This window comes from Pseudomonas sp. BIGb0558, assembly GCF_024807515.1.
Taxonomy (GTDB): Bacteria; Pseudomonadota; Gammaproteobacteria; order Pseudomonadales; family Pseudomonadaceae; genus Aquipseudomonas; species Aquipseudomonas yamanorum_A.
Window position 1 is genome coordinate 147,480 of the sequence record NZ_JANUEW010000012.1, and the last position, 20,144, is coordinate 167,623.

Below are 20,144 nucleotides of genomic sequence, written 5' to 3' on the forward strand. Positions count from 1 at the left end.
TTAAATACCGATCGATATAAATGTTGGGCGCCCTACGCAGCGTTGTCAACGACTTATGTATCGACTAGTATTTATCTCATCACCCGAGAGGATTTCCCCATGGCACAGATGGGCCGCCCCCGCACCTTCGACCGCGACCAGGCCGTGGAACAGGCCATGCACCTGTTCTGGCAGCACGGTTACGACGCCACGTCCCTGAGCCAGTTGAAAGCCGGATTGGGTGGCGGCATCTCCGCGCCGAGTTTCTATGCGGCGTTCGGCTCCAAGGACGCGCTGTTCCAGGAGTGCGTGCAGCGTTACCTGGCGACCTTCGCCCAGGTCACCGAATGCCTGTGGGATGACAGCCTGCCGCCACGCCAGGCCATCGAGACCGCGCTGCGCCAATCGGCGCGCATGCAGTGTGAAGACGGCCACCCCAAGGGCTGCATGGTGGCCCTGGGCGTGATGAGCGCGCCCTCCCCCGAGAACGTACAAGTGACCCACGGGCTGACTCATTCCCGGGAGCGCACCCGGGCGGGCATCGTGCATTGCGTGGAGCGTGGCATCCGCCTGGGCCAGTTACCCGCCGAGACCAACGCCCGCGCCATGGCCACGGTCTACGACAGTTTCCTGCAAGGCGTGTCGATCCTCGCCCGGGATGGTGTGCACGCCAACACCATCGACGCGGCCATCGGCCAACTGATGCTGACCTGGGATTTATCCGCCGCTACAGCGCCGCCCACTCGGCGCGATGCTCCAGCAGAAAGTCGACAAACGCCCGCACCCGATGGGGCACGTAGCGGCCGTGGGGATACAGCAGGGTAAACGGCCGCGAACGCCCGCCGTAAGGCTGCAACACCTCCACCAGGCTGCCGTTGGCCAACTCTTCCTCGACGATGAATTTGTAAGTCTGGAACAGCCCGGCGCCATGCTTGGCCAGGGTCACGCCGCCGAGCACATCGTCGGAGCAGCTGTAACCGGCCTCGCCGGCAAACTCCCGCTCCTTGCCATCGACCTGGAACAACCAGGAAATACGCCGCCCGTTGCTCGGTAGTTCGTACTGGATGCATTCATGGGCCGGCAAATCCTCCAGGGTCTGAGGCGTGCCGGCGCGCTGCAGGTACGCTGGCGTCGCGACCACCACCAGCCTGGCGTCTTCCAGCAAGCGCGCAATCAGCGTCGAGTCCGGCTGGGCACGCACGCGGATCGCCAGGTCGTAGCCTTCGGCGACGAAATCGATGTTGCGGTTGCTGATGTGGATATCCACGGTGACTTGCGGGTACAGCGCGCGGAATTTCGGCAGCAGCGGCAGGATGCGGTGATGGCCATAGGTGGTCGGGATGCTGATGCGCAACAGCCCGGACGGCACCGATTGCGCGCCCATCATTTCCTGCTGGGCTTCCACCAGTTGCGTCAGGGCCTGGCGGCATTGCTCGAAAAACGTCCGGCCGCCATCGGTCAGGCGGATGCTGCGGGTGGTGCGCACAAACAGCCGCGAGCCCAGGCGTTCTTCCAGCCGCGAGATGCTGCGGCTCACCGCGGCCGGGGTCACGCCCGCCACCTGGGCGGCGGCGGTAAAGCTGCTGGCCTCGGCGGCGAGGCAGAACAGCTCGATGCTGCCCAGCTGCAAATCTTCGAAATGGCGCTTCATGATTGATTACACCGGGTATCGACTTAAGGATGCTCCCGCGCTATTTATCAGCACAGGCCGCATAAATATACAGCGCCACCCGCCCCACGCTTGCTTTCATTCCATGCACACCGCTAATCTTGCGAATAATTCTTATCCGCAGACACTCCCGCCATGTCCGCCAGCGACCTTCCCTTGAACCAGGCCGTCCATATGCTCTACGCCGAGCACCATGGCTGGTTGTTCGGCTGGCTGCGCAAAAAGCTCGGTTGCCCGCAAAACGCGGCGGATCTTTCCCATGACACCTTCGTGCGCATCCTCGCGTCACGCGATGCATTGGGCGGCATGCGTGAGCCTCGGGCGTTTCTCACCACCACCGCACGCCACCTGATCATCGACCGCGCCCGCCGCCGCCAGATCGAGGACGCGTACCTGCGGGAACTGGCGCTCACCGTCGACCTGCTGGAAAGCTGCCAGCAATCGCCGGAACAGATCCTGCTGACCCTTGAAGCCCTGGAGCAGATTGCGTTCGTGCTTGACGGCCTGGCGCTGAATGCCCGGCAGGCGTTCCTGATGCACTTCCTGGAAGGGCTGCGCCAGGCTGAAATCGCCAGCCGCCTGGGGATTTCCGAGCGCATGGTGCGCAAACACCTGATGAACGCCCTGGTGCACTGTCACCACGCGCTGGATGTTTGAGCCGATGCTTGATTCCTCACAGAGCCTCGACGAGCAGGCCGCCAGCTGGATGATGCGCCTGCACGACGGCAACCTCAGCGAGCGCGAGCGCCTGCAGTTCGAACAATGGAAAGCCCAGGACCCGCACCATGCTGCCGCGATCGAGCGCCTGCAAGGTTTCGTCGGCCGCTTGCAGGCCCTGCGCCCGCAACACGCGCCGGTGCATGCCGCGCTGGATGCGGCGCTGGTGAAACGTCGGCGCAACCCGGCCGGCAGAGTGGTGCTTGGGTTGATGCTCGCCCTGCCCCTGGCATTGCTGCTGCGCAGCTATCCGCCAAGTTATTTGCTGGCCGACCAGCGCACCGCACCGGCCGAGTGGCAGCGTATCGACCTGGACGACGGCTCGCAGTTGATCCTCAGCGGCAACAGCGCCGTGGACCTGACCTTCAACCCGCAGCAACGCCAGGTGAAACTGCTGCGCGGGGAGATCCTCGTGCAGGTGGCCCATGACGCCACTCGGCCATTTATCGTGGTGACTGAAGACGGGCAAATGCGCGCCCTCGGTACCCGCTTCACGGTCAAGCGCGAGGCGCCCGGCACGCTGCTGACCATGCTTGAATCGAAGGTCGCCGCCCAGGATGCCAACCACCATCCTGCCGTCGAAGTCAGTGCCGGCGAGCAGGCGCGCATTACTGCACAGGCGGTCACGCGGTTGGGCCATGTCGACACACGGGCGACCAACGACGCCTGGCAGTACCACCAACTGGTGGTCCAGGACCGCCCGCTCCCGGAAGTGCTCGACGAGCTCGCCCGCCAGTACGGCGGCCACCTGCAATTCGACCGCGAGCAACTGGCCGACCTGCGGGTGTCGGCGGTACTGCCGCTGGATGAGCCACGGCGGGCGCTGCAATTGATCAGCGATGCGTTCCCGGTGCGGGTGCGCTCGTTCAGCCCGCTGTGGTTGAAGATCGAGCGCGAAAAATAAATCGGCGCGCCGGGTTCCGCTTTTTGCAATCGCCCCGTCAAGGAAGAAAGCACCTCATCACAGGAACCTCTTCCATGCCGTCGGACTTCAGCGTTTCGCGCCACCCCAAGCGTTCTTTTGTGCCCCTTGCCCTGGCGATCAACCTGGCGACGTTTGCCCTGCTGGGCCTGGGCATCAGCACGCCGGCGGCGGCCCAGAGCGAGGTACAGCGCTACGCCATTGCACCCGGTGCGCTGGGCCCGGCGTTGAACCTGTTCGCCCAGCAGGCGCATGTGGCATTGCTGTTCGACGCGCGCAGCGTGGCGGGCTTGAGCACCGCCGGGTTGCAGGGTGAGTTCGCGGTCAACCAGGGTTTTGCCCGGCTGCTGCAAGGCAGTGGGTTCCAGGCCGTGCAAGGCGCCAACGGTTTTGTGCTGGCGCCGGTAAGCAACACCACCGGCTCCCTCGAACTGGCGCCCACCGCCGTCACCGGGCTGACCGAAGAGGCTTCCACCGAACACGTCAAAGGCTACGTGGCCACCCGCAACCTGAGCGCCACCAAGACCGACACGCCAATCATCGAAACCCCGCAATCACTGTCGGTGGTCACCAGTGACGAGATCCGTGATCGCCAATCCGAAACCTTGTCCCAGACCCTCGACCTGACGCCCGGTTTCACCAGCCAGCCCACCAGTTTCAACCGCACTTCGGACCGCTTCCGCATCCGTGGTTTCGACGTCGAGTCGGCCACCGGCGGCTCCCTGCGTGACGGCCTGCGCCTGCAAAACAACTCCTACGACGGCGTGCAGGAACCCTACGGCCTGGAGCGCGCCGAAGTGATTCGCGGCGCGGCCTCGGTGCTCTACGGCCAACTGTCGCCGGGCGGGCTGATCAACACCGTCAGCAAGCGCCCGAGCCAGACGCCGTACCACGAAGTGAACGTGCAGGCCGGGCAAAACAACCGCAAGCAATTGTCCGCCGACTTCACCGGCCCGCTGGGCGACAGCGAGACCTTGAGCTACCGCCTGACCCTGCTGGACCGCAAGAGCGACACCAGCGCCGACCACATCGACAACGACAAGCTCTACGTCGCTCCCGCCCTGACCTGGCGCCCGGATGACGACACCTCGCTGACCCTGTTGTCGTTCTACCAGAAGACCGAGACCCGCTTCTCCGCGCCACTGCCCTACCAGTTGGTAAAAGGCGTCGGCGACGGCAAGTTCCAGATCGGCCGCCACGACTTTATCGGCGACCCGAACTACGACGAAATGAACGGCGAGATGTCGGCGCTGGGCTACGAGTTCGAGCACCGGTTCGACGAACACACCCGCATCAGCAACAAGCTGCGTTATTACCAGTCGGAGGTGACCTGGCGGTACCTGCAAGTGAACGCCACGCCGGCCTTCATCGCGACCGCGCAAAACACTGGCATCCTGCGCCGCCAGTACAGCGACCGCGTCGAACGCTCCCGTGGCCTGGCCAGCGATACCAACATCGAAAGCAAATGGTAGTTCGGCGATTGGCAGCACACCTTCCTGCTGGGCTTCGACGGCTATGACACCAGCTACGACTCTCACAACTTCCGAGGCAATGCGCCGTCGCTGAACCTGGCGAACTACGTCAACAACCAGCCGGTGGTGGTCAACCGCGCACCGAATACCGACCGGGGATCGCAGATCGACACCTTGCAAAAAGGCGTGTATTTCCAGGACCAGATCACCTTCGACGAACACTGGATTGCCGTGCTGGGTGGCCGCCACGACTGGGCTGACCAAGACACCGAACTGTTCCGCAACTCTGCCAAGACCAGCCAGAGCGACGAGGCCACCACCTGGCGCGCTGGCCTGGTGTACAAGGCCGACAACGGCCTGGCGCCCTACCTGAGCTACAGCGAATCGTTCTTCCCGGTGGCAGGCGTGAACAAGGCCGGGCAAGCGTTTGTGCCCACCGAAGGCAAGCAATACGAAATCGGCATTCGCTACCAACCCGAAGGCAGCGCCACCTTGCTGAGCGCCGCCGTGTATCAGTTGGTGCAGAAAAACGTACTGACCCAGGACCCCACCGACCTCACCCAAACCTATTCGGTGCAAACCGGCGAAGTGCGCTCCCGCGGCCTGGAGCTGGAGGCCAAGACCGAAGTCACGCCGAACCTCAGCCTGATCAGCTCGTACGCCTACATCGACGCCCGCATCACCAAAAGCAATATCGCCAGTGAAGTCGGCCAGCGCAGCGAAGACACGCCCTACCACCAGGCCGCCCTGTGGGCCGATTACCGCTTGGCAGAACTCGGTTTGCCGCAACTGCGCATCGGCGGTGGAGCGCGCTACAAAGGCACCACCCAAGCCTCCGGCGTACCGTCAGGGATGCCCGCGTACACGCTGTATGACGCCCGCGCCAGCTACGAGATCGACCCGCATTGGGAAGTCGCGCTCAACGCCAATAACGTCACCAACAAACGCTACACCTACTGCGAGTTCGCGATTTGCCGGTATGGCGATGAGCGCCAGTTGGTGAGTTCGGTAACTTATCGCTGGTAGGCCAACAGCGCCTCGCCCAACGCCTCGGGCCGCCCGCTGAACAAGGTTTGCAACGGCTGCGGCGACGCCAGGTGGCGGTACAACGCACTGCGCTCGGCGTAATTGCCGGCCAGGCGTACCGCCGCCTGCACGTACGCTTCAAGGGTCGGGGCGATGGTCCAGTCGGGCAAGCCGACCCGGCGAAACAACCCCTCGTCGATATGCTCGAACACCTGCGGCCCGGTCTTGCACACGCCCGGCAGGCCGACCGTCAGCGCATCGATGATGCCGTTGGTGTTGCCGAACGGGAACGGGCTGAGGAACAGGTCGCAGCGATTCAGGGTGGCCATGTAATCCGCGTACGGCTGGTGCGGGTACACGGTGGCATCGCCCACGTAGCGCTCGATCAGGCGCACCAGTTGCGGGAACAACAGGCCCTGGGCCTGGCCCACCAAAAAGTGAAAACGCACGCGCTTGCCAGTCTCGCGCAAGGTGCTCAGGGCGATCGCCTGGCATGCGCGCAAAAACGTCGGGTTGAGTTTCATGGTGGTCGCTGCAATGGCGATGTTCACCACCGGCGCGTCGAGCCGCTCCAGCCGTGGCAGGTCGACGCTGATGGCCGACGGACGATACGGCTGGCCATCGGCAGGCAAGCGCAGCAAGTGCTCGCTGAAGCACGCCGGATCACCGACAAAATCCTCTTCCACGCTGATGCAGTCGATATGCCGCGAACCGGTAGTTGCCGGATGCCCCAGCGCCGCCACCTGCAACGGTGCAAAGCGCAGGTTGCTGGCAAACATCGTGATCTGGAACATGCCGACGCTGGGCATGTAGAACACCTCGGGCCGGCGTGATTCGGCCAGTGCCGTCAGCTCCCGCAGGCAGGCGAACAGGTCATCCGGCCGGGCCAGCTCGATAAACTCATCGAACACTTCACGCCCCAGCGCATCCACGTTGGCGCCGTAGCCGACTGCGACCACGTGAAAATCCCGTCGAGCGGCCTGCAGGGTCAGCGAGTGGGTGCGGTAGATCGAATGCCCGCCGGAAAACCATTCCAGCAGCACCAGCATCAGCGGCTTCTCCCGGGCGACCGGTGCTTGTGGCACCACGCTGCGGATGCCCAGGCTTTCCAGCTTGCGTTCGATCAGCGTATTGATCGAAGCCTTGATGCGGTGCCGCTCCGGCAGGTCGGCGTAGCTGCAATGCATGTACACATCGTGCAGCACGTTCAGCGGCAGCGCGTCGAGGCTGTCGAGTTGCTCAAGGCGCCCCGGCAACCAGGCCAACAACGCCTCGCGCTTGGAATGGGCCGCCGGGGTGCCGAGAAAGCGCGGCGACATCAACGCCATGAACAGCGCCGCCGCCAGCGTCGGGTTTTGCGCCCACAGCAGTTCCACATCCAGCGGCAATTGCGACTCGGGGGAATACAGCAGGCAGAACTTCACCAGGTCCTGTTCGGCAATCCGGTAATCGCCGCCCGGGCCCAGCAGGTTCAGCGAGCGCAGGATGTGGTCGCAGTTGACGAAGGCGCTGGCGGCAAACAGTGATGACAGCCAGCGTTGCAGGTTGATGAGCTGGCCAAAACCGTTGGGGCTGATGCTGAAACCCGGGTCGGAAAACAACGCGGTGATGGCGCTGGTGAGCCGGGTCAACACGTGGCTTTCCAGCTCTCCCGGGCTGATCGCCGGGGACACCGACAATGAGAACTGCTCCGACAGTTTGCCGTAGTTGCGATCGATCAACTGCAGCAGGCGCACCAACTCCCGGGCGCCGCCTTCGTGGTCGCGGGTGTAGCACAGGTATTCGAACGTCTCGAGGGAAAACACCGGATCATTCATCGGGTTTGCACCACGTCGATGTTCACCTCGTCGGCGGCGCTGCCCATTGCGGTGAGGTGATAGTCCGGCGCCAGCGGCTGGCTCCAGGCACCGCCCACGGCTTGCGCCTGCTGGTACTGGCGAGTGGGTTCGCTGGCGGTTTCCAGCAGCCCGTTGTGGATCAGCCCGCCACGGCTGATCAGCACCGCGCCGTTGCCGCTGGCGGTCAGGGTGGTGACGTCGTCGGTGTGGGTGATGTAGTTGGCGGAGGGTGTGTCGAGGTCCAGGCGCAGCAACCCGTCCGCCACCTGCAGCAGGTTGTTGCCGTGGTCGAAACTCAAGGCTGCACCGCCGCCGCTGCCGTTGAGGGTGATATTGCCGCCGGCGCCGGTCATCACGTTGTTGTAGCCCTTGGCATTGGTGGCGCTGAAGGCAATCCCGGCGCCCGAACCTTGCGCCGTACCCTGCAGGCTGATATCGCCGCTGCCGGAGAGAATATTCACCCCATTGCCAGGGCCCGACGCACCGCTGCGAATACTCAAGCCCGCCGCACTGGAAGCCGGCCCGGCGCGCCCGTTCAGCGTGATGTCGCCGCTGGCCGTCGACAGGTTAATCACCGAACCGGTGCCGGTGGAGTTGAGGGTCGTGCCCGCATCCCCGTCACTGCTGCCATCGATGAAAATATCACCGCCCCGGGCCGCGTTCAGCGTGACCGTACCGGTGCCGGAAGACGCGATAAACACACCGCGACCGGAGCCGCTGTTGCCCTCTATGGTCAAGGTGCCGTCGCCCACACTGAGGGTTTGCGCAGAGGTCGCCGCCGTCGAACACACCAGCACGCCGGCCCCCGACACGGCACTGCCGCGCAACGTGACATTACCGCTACCGCTGGCCGCGATGGTGTTGCTGGTGCTGAAAATCCGTGTGCCGTTGCCGCTGCCCAGGTTGGTGCTGTCCACCGTGATCGAGCCCGCGCCCGCCGTCAGCAGCTTGCTGCCGCCGGTAAGCACGAACGCATCGCCGGTGCCGGTGCTGCTGGCTTGCAACGCGGTGAGGCTGATATCGCCGCCGCCGGCATCAATGGTGCTGTTGCTGATGGTGATCGCCGTCGCGGTGGAGCCCGCCGCCAGTGTTGAAGAAGTGGCGCCCCGCAGGTTCACGTCGCCGCCCTTGGTGGTGAGCCGCGTGCCGTTGCTCAGGGAAATCCCCGTGCCGTTGCTGACGTTGGTGCTGGCCCAGGACTGGTCCGGCTGCACCGCACCGCTGATGGTGAGGTTGCCGCCGTTGGTGCTGATGGTGGCGTTGCTCAGCGCCACCGAACCGTTGCCGCTGTTGTTGAAGTTGGAATACAGCGACACGTTCAAGGTCTTGCCGTCGGCGGCGCTGATGCTGGTATTGGTCATCACGATATTGCGGTGGGCCTGCAAGGTCAGGGTGGCGTTGCCCACGCCCTTGACGTTGTCCAGCACGTTGATGTCTCCCGACGTGCCGGCGCCCGAGGAGGTGCACACAAGAATCTTCGCGCCTTCGGACAGCGATGCGTTGAGGGTCGCCGAACTCAGGTTGGAGCTGCCACCGGCATTCGGCGTGAACGGCGAACCGGTGGATGTGCCGGAACTGGCGCCCTTGGTGATGTTGATATTGAACGGATCGATCAGCCAGGTACCGCCCTGGCCGGACACTGCGCTGAGGTCGACGATGCCGGTGATTTCCAGGGCATGCCCGGAGGTCTCCACCAACCCGCCACGTCCCTGGCTGCCAGCGCCGCTGACGCTGATGCCGCCGTGGAATTGGGTGCTGTCCTTGGACCAGAGGATCACCTTGCCGCCGTCGCCGCTGCTCAAGGCGTTGGCGCTGATGTGCGCGTCCTGGCCCATGAAGGTGCTGTCGGCCTCATGCACATTGCCGCCGCCCTGATAGTCACCGCCCATCAGCACGGTGCCGCCGCCGATATCACCGTCGGCATTGATGCGGCCGCTATCAAACAGGCCGACGTACTGCCCGGTCATGGTCACGTTGCCGCCCCGCTCGCCCGCATTGCGCCCCGACACATCGAGCACGCCGCTGTTGACCACCACCCCGTTGCTGCCGCCGTCGAGAATGATCCGGCCGTTGCGCTGTTCCAGGCTGCGGGCCTCGATCACGCCTTCGTTGTTCACCACATTGCTGAGCATCGCCTGGGAGTCCCGGGCGCTCATGGCCACGGCGCCCCCGTTGGCACTCAACAGCCCGCGGTTGACCACACTGGCGCCGATTGCCGGGTCGTTGACTTCGAGGTTGATCAACCCGTCACCGTTGAAGTCGAGGGTGATTTTCTCGCCGCCGCCCAGCACCACCGAGCCCAGCCGCGCGACCACTGTGCCTTCGTTCAGCACCTGGCTGCCGAGCAGCGCGACACTGCCGCCGTCTTTGGCATTGATCGTGCCCTGGTTGATCACCGCCCCCTTGCCTTGCCCGGCGAATACGTTTTTGCCGGCCATGAAATCGCTGTTGGAGATGTCCAGGGAACTGGCCACCAGGCCACCCACATCCACCATCGAGCCGGCGCCAAACAGTACGCCCGAGGGGTTGATCAGGAACACCTGGCCGTTGGCATTCAGGTGCCCGAGGATCTGCGAACCGTCGCTGCCGGTGACGCGGTTGAGGGCAATCGAGGAAGCGCCCGGTTGCAGGAAATTAACCTGGGCGCCGCTGCCGATATTGAAGGTGTCCCAGGTGGCGATCAGCTTGTCGCTGCCCTGGTGCACCGTCATCACATTGCCGTTGCTGACGATGGTCCCGCTGCCGGCGATCACCTGGCCGTTGGTGGGCAGTGCGTTGCTGTCCAGGGCCAGCGCCGGGATGGGCACCAGGCTGTACAGGGCGCACAACACGGCAAAACTCAGGGGCTTGAGCACCGGCAATTCGGCTTTGGATGGATGCGTCTTCATGGCCTTCTCCTCAGAACGAATAGTTGATGCCAGTGCCGATGGCGCTGATGGTGGTGCCCGCGCCCGGCGAGTAGCCGCTGGCCGCGGTGACGCCGGTCAGGGCGAAGTTGTAGTTGGCCAGGGAATTGTTTTTCAACAGCACGTACTGGCCGAACAGGTCGATGCGCTTGGTCAGTTTGTAGTTGGCGCCGACGGCGTACTGGGTGGCCCCCATGCCGTGGGTATCGCAGTCGGGCGCGGCCGCGCCGATCATCTCGCACTTGCCAGGCAGGGCCTTGCCGTAGCTGGCCTTCAAGGTCCAGGCGCCGATCTTGTGGGAGGCGCCCACCAGATAGGCGCGGCGGCGGTAGCGCGACAGGTCGCTGGAGGTGGTGCTGGTGTTGACCACCCCGTCTTCGGAGTACGACAGGTCATCGGCGATCACCGACAGTTCGGTGTCACCAAAGTCATAGCCCAGGCCGTAGCGGAAGCTGAAATCGTCCGACGAGGTGCCGTCGGTGACATGGGTGCTGCTGCCCAGGCCCCGGGCGTTGCGGCCTAGGTCGGCAATCCCGAAATAGTTGATGTGCCGCTCTGCCGCGAACACGGCGGTGAAACCACCGTTGTTGTAGGTCAGGCTGGTGCCGTAGATGTAGCCCTTGTCCACATCATTGGCCACGCTCATGCCGTTGTTCGAGTACGCCAGCTTGAGCTGCAGGCCGTTCCACACCGGCGTCCAGTATTCCACCACGCCGGACTGACGTCGGTTGAACGCCGCGTCGCCATTCACCGCCGTGTCGTCATAGCTTTGCGGACCGACAACATTCGTCGACAACCCCGCGCTGAAGCCCGGCGAGCCGATGATGTTGAAGTACGCGGCGCTGGTCTTGCCGTTGAACGGATCGAGCGTGGTGGTGGCTTCTTTCATCGGCATGTCCCACACGCCATACAACAACGTGCCGTAATCGGTGTTGTTGAACGCCGCACCGGTGTTGCGCAACTTGGTGCTCGGGGACGCCGAGGGGTTCACCGATTTGTCGTCGCTCGCGGTGTAGTTCATCGAGATGCCGTATTCCAGTTGCCAGAGCAGTTTCCAGTCGTCGCTCAGGCCGTAGCCGCCGTGCACGCCGATGGCCGAGACGTTATCGCGGGCACGCCAGAAGCTAGACATGTTGCGCCCATTCGGGGTGGCCAGGCGGTTCTGGTTGGCGGGCGCGGCCGGCGTGGCGCCGTGACGGTCGACGTATTCGGGGACGATGCCGAAGTCGCCGTAGATCACCGTGTCGGTCTCGGCCACGGCGAAATCCTCGCCCTTGGAACCCAGGTCACTGGCCAGCCCGGCAAACGCCTGGGGCGAGCCGGTGACAGAGAACCACAGGCGCTTGGCGGCGCGGTCGTCGCTGGTGGGATCGTCGCCCGGGGAAAACGCCAGGCTGGCATTCATCACCAGATCGCGGTGGTAGAGGTTCACGCCCAGGCCGTAGCCGTAGCGGCTCAGGTGGTTTTCGCTGCGGTCCCATGGGTCCTTGTTGACCCGCACTTTGCCGGCGTCGGCGAACAAGGTGCCTTCGGCGATGGCCCCGGAAAAGTTGCCGAGGTATTTGCGCAGTTCAAGGCGACCCAGCACGCCTTCGTCGCCGGCCACTTCGCCCACCGGGTAGGCGCGAACGCCGTTGGGGCCGCCGAGGCTGAGTTTTTCCGAAGAGTCGAGGTTCTTGTTGGCCCACTGGGCGGTCACCGAACCAAACAGCGAGTAGCCGTTGCCGATGGTTTGCAGGCGGCTGAAGTTGAAGTTGGTCTTCTGGTAACGGCCTTCCGCCCGGGCGGTCAGGGCATCCAGCGACGCGTCGATGGGGGTGTTTTTATCCAGGTAACCAATGCCGTAGGACAGGCTCCAGGCGTTGCTGCCCTGCCAGTCATCGCGCCAGTTGCCGTAGAGGGTGGCGCTGCGAAACACCGCGGCTTTCTCCACGGTAAGGCCGCCGGCGCTGTCTTCGAAACGCCGGTGATCTTCCGCCAGGTTGAAGTTGATGTTGCTGTCCCGCGAGCGCAGCAGCGAGCTGTTGATGAACACCGACGACACTTCGGCGGTGCCGCCCGCGTTGACGCCCTTGAGGTTTTTACCGATGGCGTATTCCAGCTCGGCATAGTTGGCGCCCACCGAGATCCCGGTGGCCCCCAGCGGCTGCTGATAACCGACACCCTTGATGTCCAGGCCCTCGAAGGTGTTTTGCGAGTTGACGGTAAAACTGTCGCCCACACCGAAGGCGTCGTTGAGGCTGACGCTGGAGGTGAGCCGATTGGAACCGGTGTAGTAGTTGCCGTAGTTATCGATGGCGGCCCGGGCGGTGATGGCGGTCATCTCGCTGAGCTTGAGCACGATGTCGGCCGCGCCCGGCTGCTGCGATGGCCGCAGGATCGCGCGCACCGCCACCCCGGTGATGTCCGAGAGGCGCAGCAGCACGCGCTCCAGGTCCTGTTCACGAATGATGGTGCCCGCGGGCAAGGCGTCGACAAACTGTTGCTGCACGCCGGGGCGCAGGCGCACGTTGGCATCCGGCAGCGCACTGACCTGGCCGATTACCCCTTCGGAAATCCCGATGATCACCTGGCCATTTTGAATGTCCTGGGCCGGCAGATACGCCCGGGCCACCAGGTAACCGCGGGCACGGTACAACGCGGTGACCCTTGAAGCAGCTTCCCGCAGGCCATCAAGGCCGAGGGTCTGTTGGGTGTACGCCAGCAACTGCGCCTGCACGTCGGCATCGCTGACTTGCCGGTTGCCCTGCACGGTAAAGCGCTGCACCACCAGCTTCACGGTGGAGGGGCTCGGCGCACTCTGGGGCTCATCGTTCTGGCTTTCGATACGCACGCTGCCGGGCCGGGCGGCCTGGCCGCTTTCGGTGGGGCGCAGCACCGAACGGCTCGAATCGAACAAGGTGCCGGAGGACGGCAAGGTGTCTGCCTGGGCGTGCAGGGCAATCAACGTGGCAGCCAGCAAGGTCAAGCGGCCAGGCCCCAGGGCGCGATGCGCCCGGGTAAACGGGAGGTGTGGGCTCATACGGTTCTCTTATTGTTTTTATCGAGACGCAGCGGGCGGTGAGTCTTAAGGGAAGAGGATCCGGGCGACGTCCTTATCACCGAACAACCGTGCGGCGTTGTGGCCAATACCAGGGATCGTGTACTGCGGATGGCGCAGCGGCACCTGCCATTTGTTCGACAGGAAGCCTTCATAACCGACGTACGTCAGTTGGCGCTGCAGCCGGGTTTCGCCCTGGTAGTTGGCCCCGCAGGAATTGTCCAGCACGCGGCTGGTGGGGTTGTTGTCCTGGGCGCCCACAAGGTAGGTGACGTCCCGTGCGGCGTAGCGGGTGAACAGCTGGCGCCCGGTCAGGTGCTGCATTTGCAGGTATGCCGGGGCCGCTTCAATGCCGTAGCGGTAGCGGTTGTAGCTGGGGCACAGGATGCTCACGACGGGGGCGAACGCGCCGTCCTGCAGACGGTTTTCGTCGACGTACAGGTAGTTCGACGGGCTGGCGATCACGTAGCGGATGGTCAGGCCATGGGCCTTGAGACCGGCATCGAGGTCGTTGACCACGGCGTAGCGCTGCATCAGCTGTGCGCCTGCCGAGTGGCTGACCATCACGATTTCCTTGAGGGCCGGAAAGCGCTGGCGGTCGGAGAGGTAGCGCACCACATCATCGAGCACCTGGAAGGCCGGGATGCCCTTGTGGCCGTACTGCGATTCGATGCCGTGCATCCACCTGTCCCGGGGCCACAGCGGCATGTCATCGCTGACGCCTGAATCCTGCGGGGTGAGGAAGTTGGGGGCCAGCAACAGGGTGCGTTCGCCAGGGAGTTTGGCGTTGCCCATCAGCTTGCGGCCGGTCTTGAAGTACTGGTCGGCGTCGCGTTGTACGCCGTGAACGATCACCACCGCGCGTTCGATGGATTTGGGCGGGTTGTACAGATCGGCGTTGGCGTAGATCAGGAACGGGTAAGCCTGATCGTCATGGCCCAGGCGCAGGACCTGACGGGCGTCGACGTCGCGCTTGTCGCTGGCGTCGGCCTGGATATCGACTTTGGCGCAGCTGGTCACGCCCACCATCAAGGCGAAGGAGACCAGCACGGTGGCGAAGGTTTTGCTGCGCTTCATGTAGGCAGTTCTCTTGTTTTTTGCGAAGCCTATCAGCGCCGTCCTCCTATGAAAAATATCTAAATAATGCGGTTTGAATACTTTAAAAATATGGTGTTCACCCCCTGGCCTCGCGCAGCCGTTCACAAAACCGCTCCCACACTTGCGGGTTCAACAGATGCGCCGGACGCTCGCCCCGCAGCATCAAGGCGATCTGTTGCGCCGACGACCTCGCCACATTGCGCCGCCCACCGTGAGTGACGCCCGCCGTGTGGAAGGTGGCGACCACATTGGGCAGTGTCATCAATGGTGCGTCCTGCACCGGCGGCTCGCAGGCCCACACGTCGAGGCCGGCACCGCCAAGGTGGCCGCTGCTCAGCGCCTGGAACAGCGCTGCTTCGTCGTGAATACCGCCACGGGCAGTGGAGACAAACACTGCGCCCGGCTTCATCGCCGCGAACTGTTCGGCACCCATCAGGTGCTGAGTCGTGGCGTTCAACGGGCAGTGCAACGACACGTAGTCACTGCGCCCCAGCAACGCCTCCAGCGTCACCGGCTGTGCGCCCCGGGCGTGGATTTGCTCGGCGCTGAGGTACGGATCGTACGCCAGCACCTCCAGGCCAAAACCCTGGGCGATGCGCGCCGTGCGCTGGCCGATTTCGCCGAGGCCGATCAGCCCCAGGGTGTTGCCGTGGATCTCTTCGCCCATCAGGTCTTCACGGCTGAAACCCCGTTCGCGGCGCAACTTGGTGTCGGATTCGACGATGCGCTTGACCACCGCGAGCAGCAAACCGAAGGTGTGTTCCGCCACCGAGAACGCATTGGCACCCGCCTGGTTCACCACCGCAATACCGGCACGGGTGCAGGCCTCGACGTCCACCGTGTCAAAGCCCGCGCCGCCGGAAGACACGCAGAGCAGATCAGGGCACTGGGCGATCAACGCCTGGTTGACGAACCATGCCCGTGGCAGCTCGTCCTTGGCCGCCGACACATGGTAGGCATGGGCCCGGCTCAAGGCCGCCAGGGTGCGCGGGTCCTCGCCTTGATGAGCCAGCACCTGCAACGCCAGGTTGGCCTCGCTGCGAACCAGATCGTCAAACACGGGGCTGATCCATAAATCGAGCCGACAAACCTGCATGACGCGCGACGAATCGTTCATCCGGGATCCTTCAATGAAAGTGAGTGGTTCAGGGTTTGGCGTGAGCCAGGGGCGATGCCAAGGGCTCGCCGTGATCCTGCACACGTGCAGCGGGCCGAGGTTCGATCATGGTCAGCACGATGGCGAAGGTGATCAGTGAACACACACCCAGGAAGCCGAACACGTAGTCCCAACTGAAGCTGTCCAGCAACAGGCCGACCACGAACGGCGCGAAGGCCCCGCCCAGCGAGCCGCCGGTATTGACGATGGAGGCGGCAAACGGCACCCGGTCCTTGGTCGCCAGGCCCATGGGGTACACGAGGAAGGTCGAAAAACCGATATTGAGCAACACACCCGCCAACAGGAATACCGCCGCCAGCAGCGCCGGGTCGCTCGGTGAATGCAGCAGCACAAACATCATCACCACCGTGGCCAGCGAGCTGATCAGCATGGCCGGCTTGCGGCGCTTGTCGAAGACCCGGTCCGACAGCCAGCCGCCCAGCAGGTTGCCGATCACCGCGCCCACCCAGGGGGCCGATGCCACGGCGCCCATGGTGATCACCGAGAACTGCTTGACGGTGATCAGGTAGGTCGGGATCCAGGTCATGATCGAATAGGTGATGCCCACCATCATGAAATAGCCGAACGCGCAGGCCCACACATTCCACGACGCCAGGATGCTTTTGTTGTCGGCCAGGGGTTTGACGTCGCGGCTGCGAATCAGCCTGTCGACCCATGCCGGCATGCGCACCATGGGCCTGGCTACCACTTGCCCGTGCACTTCGGTGCCCTGGATATGCCGCACTTCGCTGGGCGAGACATACGGGCTGTCCGCCGGATCATCCTTGACCAGCCACCACCACAGCAGCGCGACAAAGAACCCCGGCACGGCAAACAAATAGAACACCTCGCGCCAGCCATACAGGTGCACGATCCAGGCGCACAACGGCGGTACGAAGGCCGGGGCGAACTTGATGGATGACATGAAAATACCGGTGGCCAGGCCCTTCTCGCTCGGCGGGAACCAGCGGTTGATGATCGACACGATCCCGATATTGATCGGCCCTTCCGCCGCCCCCAACAAGGCCCGCGCCAGCTTCAGTTGCAGCACGCTGCTGGTGAAGCCGATCAAGAGCGTGGCCAGGGAGGTCAGCACCAGGGAGCCGGTCAGCAGCTTGCGGATGCCGTACTTGCCGAACAGGTAGCCGGCGGGAATCTGCACGATGGCGTAGGTCAGGTAAAACAGGCTGGCCAGGGCACCGATGTCGGTGTTGCTGAGGTGGTATTCCTGCTTGATGAAAGGCACCACCACGCCGATGTTTGCGCGGTCGGCACCGGCAACCATATAGGCCAGGAAAAACAGGGCCGCCACAACCCAGCGAAAGCCGCTGGCAGGCTTGGAGTCCGCTTTCATTTCTTCACCGATTTTATTGGATTTATGGTCGGTAACTTCGTGAAGGGTCATTCACGCCAGTAGGCCGTGAGCCAAATAGTGCCGAGGAAATTTAAGTAGACATAGGGATATTCCGTGAACTAAAAATATTCCAAAACCAGATGAGAACGCACCCGTGGCCACCTTCAAACAGCTGGAAGCGTTGATCGCCGTGGTCGATCACGGCACCTTCGACGGCGCTGCCACGCGCCTGGGGCTGGTGCAATCGGCGATCACCCGGCAGATTCAGGAACTGGAGCACTGGCTGGGTTTCCCGCTGTTCGACCGCAGCGGGCGCAGCGCCAAACCGACCCTGATGGCCGCCGAAGTCGTGACCCACGCCCGGCAGGTGCTGCTGCAACGCGACATCGTCAGCAGTTGCCTGATCAGCCCCGAGGTGTTGAGCCGCAAACTGCGCATCGGCATCACCGAGCTGAGTGCCCTGACCTGGCTGCCGCGCCTGATCAAGGCGATTGCCACCCGCTATCCCAAGGTGCGCATCGAGCCGGAAGTGGAACTCAGCGTGCGCCTGCACGGGTTGCTGATGGCAGGCCAGGTGGACGTGATCGTGGTGCCGGATGCCTTCAGCTCCAACGGCCTGGTCAAGGTCGCGCTGGATGAAGTGCGCAACAGCTGGTTCTGCGCCCCCGGCCTGCTGGACCACCAGCGCCCGCTGGCCCTGGAAGACCTGACCCGCTACACCCTGCTCACCCAGGGCAAGCTCTCGGGTTCGGGGTTGCTGGTCGACCGCTGGCTGGCTGCGCGGCACGCCAGCCCCCAGGCGCATATTCCCTGCAGCAGCCTGGCCGCGCTGGTGGGCCTGACGGTGTCGGGGCTCGGCGTCACCTACCTGCCCGACTCCACCGCCGCGCCCTACCAGGCGAGCGGGCAACTGGTGCGGCTGCGGGTGGAGCCGCCGCTGCCATCGACGCCGTATGTGGCGCTGGCCCGGGCCGACAGCTACAGCCCGTTCCAGCGGCATGTCATTGAGTTGATCCATACCCATTGCGACCTGCACCACCCCTATCAGCGGGAGGGCCTTGAGCATGATCAACCTCAAGCAGATTGAAGCGTTCTACTGGACCCTGAAACTCGGCACGCTGCAGCGGGCGGCCACGCAGTTATTCCTCACTCAATCGGCGGTCACCAAGCGTTTGCAGGAGCTGGAAAAACAGGCGTGCCTGCCGCTGTTCGAAGGCTCGGGGCCCAAGGCGCACTTGAGTGCCAAAGGCGCTGAACTGCTGGAGGCCTGTGAAGGTTTGATCGACAGCCTGGCCAGGCTTGACGGGCTGCGGGGCGCGTCGCGGCACACCCTGCGCACGGTACGCATGGGGCTCACGGAGCTGGTGACGGTGACCTGGTTTTCGGACTTTGCGGCGCGGGTGAAAGCAGTGCATCCGGAGGTGGCGTTGCATCCGGATGTTGATCTGTCGGCGTCGCTGCAAAGGAAGCTGCTGGATGGCGACCTGGACCTGGTGGTGATCCCGCAGGACTACGTGACGCCGGCGATGGCGGCGATCGATCTGCAATCCGTCGAATTTACCTGGCTGGCGCCGGCGAGCCTCGCGCTGCATGCGCGCTCGCTGTCCCTCAAGGAACTGGCGCAGTGGCCCATCATTGTCCAGGGCACGCACTCGGGGATTACCCAGCGTTGCGAGCAGTTGTTTGCCCGGGCGGGGATCGAGTTCAACCGGGTGTATGGCAGCAACAGCCTGTTCGCGCTGGTGGCGTTGATCCGGGCCGGGGTTGGGGTCAGTTGTTTACCCCGGGGGCTGTTCGGCGATGAGATCCGGCGCGGCGAGCTCCAGGAAATGCTCCTGGATACCCCGCCCGAGCCGGTCAACTATCAACTGGCCTTCCTCAAGCATGGCCACCTCGGCCTGACCGCCTCCCTGGCGGAACTGGCCAGCCAGTGCGCGGCGGCTCACACAAACCGCTGAAGCAACAGCCGGGAAAAATCACAGCATTGGCGGGCCAGTTGCGCGACATTGCGGTTCAAACCCAACTGGCGGTCCGAGCGATGCAAGGCCACATAGCGGATGCTCGGCAAGGCCGGCTCGGTGACCAATACCCGCAACGCACCCGCCTCCACCAGGTGTGAAAGGCACGCGGTGGGCAGGTAGCTCACGCCCACGCCCGACAGGGTCAACCCCACCTGAACCAGCAGGTTGTGACTGGTCAAGGTGCGTGGCAGCTGCACCTCGTGGGCCGCCAGCCAGCGCTCGTAAGTCAGGCCGGTGCCCGACTGCGAACCCTGGGTCAGCACGGTGTAGTCCGCCAACACCCCGAGGCTGACCGGGTCGTTGTCAGGGATCAGTCCGGGCACGCACATCCAGGCGTTTTCCACACTGCCCAGCGGCGTACTCAGGAATCGCGAATCACTGTAGGCATCGGGCACGATCACCAGGTCCAGTTGATCACTCTCGAGCTTGCGAAACAGCTCGCTGCTCAACTCCACCGACGGTTCGATCTGCACCTTGGGGTAGGCCTCGCGCAATGCCTCGACCAGCGCGGGCAGCCAGGTCAATGCCGTCAGCTCGGTGACCCCCAGGCGAAACCGGCGCACCAGCACTTCCTGAGCGCTGACCCGCTCCAGCAGGTAGTCGCGGCGTTCCAGCAGGTCCTTGCCGTAGTCCAGCAGCTCGGCGCCTTTTTCGGTCAGCCGCGCGTTGCGCTTGCTGCGGTCGAAGATCTGCACATCAAAGGTTTCTTCCAGCTCCTGGATGCGCTTGGAAATCGCCGACTGCGACATGTTCAGCTTGTTCGCCGCCGCCTCGAAACTGCCCAGCTCGGCAATCCAGTACAACGCGTCGATTTGCTTGAACGTGATCATCGGCCACCTCCCATGAGAAAAAGCGATCCTATCAGATAATAAAATATCGCTAAAACTGTATGTTCATCGCTCCTAAGATCTAGCCACAGACCCATAAGATCAATCGGAGTTACAGC

The 20,144-nt window shown here is 63.8% G+C and carries 14 protein-coding genes and 1 pseudogene; 7 read left to right on the plus strand and 8 right to left on the minus strand.

The window, feature by feature from the left end:
* The first annotated feature begins 99 nt into the window (after positions 1 to 99).
* Positions 100 to 804, plus strand: coding sequence for a TetR/AcrR family transcriptional regulator (locus M2400_RS16890; protein ID WP_259197272.1), 705 nt, complete (start codon positions 100 to 102; stop codon positions 802 to 804).
* Here M2400_RS16890 and M2400_RS16895 read toward each other — a convergent pair.
* Positions 707 to 1,630 (minus strand): LysR family transcriptional regulator, encoded by a 924-nt coding sequence (locus tag M2400_RS16895; protein ID WP_259197271.1) that lies wholly within the window; start codon positions 1,628 to 1,630, stop codon positions 707 to 709. The genes M2400_RS16890 and M2400_RS16895 overlap by 98 nt on opposite strands.
* A gap of 153 nt (positions 1,631 to 1,783) precedes the next feature.
* Here M2400_RS16895 and M2400_RS16900 point away from each other — a divergent pair, with 153 nt between their 5' ends.
* From M2400_RS16900 to M2400_RS16915, 4 genes and pseudogenes are all read left to right on the plus strand, one after another.
* Entirely contained in the window at positions 1,784 to 2,305 is a 522-nt protein-coding gene (locus M2400_RS16900; protein WP_177044015.1) for a sigma-70 family RNA polymerase sigma factor, read from the plus strand.
* Between the two features lie 4 nt (positions 2,306 to 2,309).
* The gene (locus M2400_RS16905; RefSeq protein ID WP_177044016.1) at positions 2,310 to 3,269 is read left to right on the plus strand and encodes a FecR family protein; all 960 of its coding nucleotides are present in this window, start codon (positions 2,310 to 2,312) and stop codon (positions 3,267 to 3,269) included.
* Positions 3,270 to 3,343: 74 nt separating this feature from the next.
* Positions 3,344 to 4,759 (plus strand): TonB-dependent siderophore receptor, encoded by a 1,416-nt coding sequence (locus tag M2400_RS16910; RefSeq protein ID WP_259197270.1) that lies wholly within the window; start codon positions 3,344 to 3,346, stop codon positions 4,757 to 4,759.
* Between the two features lie 18 nt (positions 4,760 to 4,777).
* Positions 4,778 to 5,785 (plus strand): annotated as a pseudogene (locus tag M2400_RS16915) (TonB-dependent siderophore receptor); the annotation flags it as partial.
* On the opposite strand, the gene M2400_RS16920 reads toward M2400_RS16915, so the two are convergent.
* The 6 genes from M2400_RS16920 to M2400_RS16945 all read right to left on the minus strand — a co-directional run bounded on the left by M2400_RS16920 (position 5,773) and on the right by M2400_RS16945 (position 17,177).
* Positions 5,773 to 7,602 (minus strand): peptide transporter, encoded by a 1,830-nt coding sequence (locus M2400_RS16920; RefSeq protein ID WP_259197269.1) that lies wholly within the window; start codon positions 7,600 to 7,602, stop codon positions 5,773 to 5,775. The pseudogene M2400_RS16915 and the gene M2400_RS16920 sit on opposite strands and share 13 nt — an antisense overlap.
* Positions 7,599 to 10,511, minus strand: a complete 2,913-nt coding sequence (locus M2400_RS16925) for a filamentous hemagglutinin N-terminal domain-containing protein (protein ID WP_259197268.1) — start codon at positions 10,509 to 10,511, stop codon at positions 7,599 to 7,601. The genes M2400_RS16920 and M2400_RS16925 overlap by 4 nt, the downstream gene beginning before the upstream one ends.
* A 10-nt stretch (positions 10,512 to 10,521) precedes the next feature.
* The gene (locus tag M2400_RS16930) at positions 10,522 to 13,551 is read right to left on the minus strand and encodes a porin (protein ID WP_177079040.1); all 3,030 of its coding nucleotides are present in this window, start codon (positions 13,549 to 13,551) and stop codon (positions 10,522 to 10,524) included.
* Positions 13,552 to 13,596: 45 nt separating this feature from the next.
* Positions 13,597 to 14,646: a hypothetical protein gene (locus M2400_RS16935; protein ID WP_177044025.1), complete on the minus strand. Its 1,050-nt coding sequence runs from the start codon at positions 14,644 to 14,646 to the stop codon at positions 13,597 to 13,599.
* A 97-nt stretch (positions 14,647 to 14,743) separates the two neighbouring features.
* On the minus strand, positions 14,744 to 15,784 hold the full coding sequence (locus M2400_RS16940) for a hydroxyacid dehydrogenase (protein WP_259197267.1): 1,041 nt from the start codon (positions 15,782 to 15,784) through the stop codon (positions 14,744 to 14,746).
* 28 nt (positions 15,785 to 15,812) lie between these two features.
* Entirely contained in the window at positions 15,813 to 17,177 is a 1,365-nt protein-coding gene (locus tag M2400_RS16945) for an MFS transporter (RefSeq protein WP_259197343.1), read from the minus strand.
* A gap of 154 nt (positions 17,178 to 17,331) precedes the next feature.
* Between M2400_RS16945 and M2400_RS16950 the strand changes: the two genes are divergently transcribed.
* Together M2400_RS16950 and M2400_RS16955 are read left to right on the plus strand one after the other, a co-directional pair.
* Positions 17,332 to 18,264 (plus strand): LysR family transcriptional regulator, encoded by a 933-nt coding sequence (locus tag M2400_RS16950; RefSeq protein WP_259197266.1) that lies wholly within the window; start codon positions 17,332 to 17,334, stop codon positions 18,262 to 18,264.
* Positions 18,242 to 19,135 (plus strand): LysR family transcriptional regulator, encoded by an 894-nt coding sequence (locus M2400_RS16955; protein WP_259197265.1) that lies wholly within the window; start codon positions 18,242 to 18,244, stop codon positions 19,133 to 19,135. The genes M2400_RS16950 and M2400_RS16955 overlap by 23 nt, the downstream gene beginning before the upstream one ends.
* Here the strand turns inward: M2400_RS16955 and M2400_RS16960 are convergent.
* Positions 19,120 to 20,028 (minus strand): LysR family transcriptional regulator, encoded by a 909-nt coding sequence (locus M2400_RS16960; protein WP_177115404.1) that lies wholly within the window; start codon positions 20,026 to 20,028, stop codon positions 19,120 to 19,122. The two genes, M2400_RS16955 and M2400_RS16960, sit on opposite strands and share 16 nt — an antisense overlap.
* Between the last annotated feature and the right edge of the window lie 116 nt (positions 20,029 to 20,144).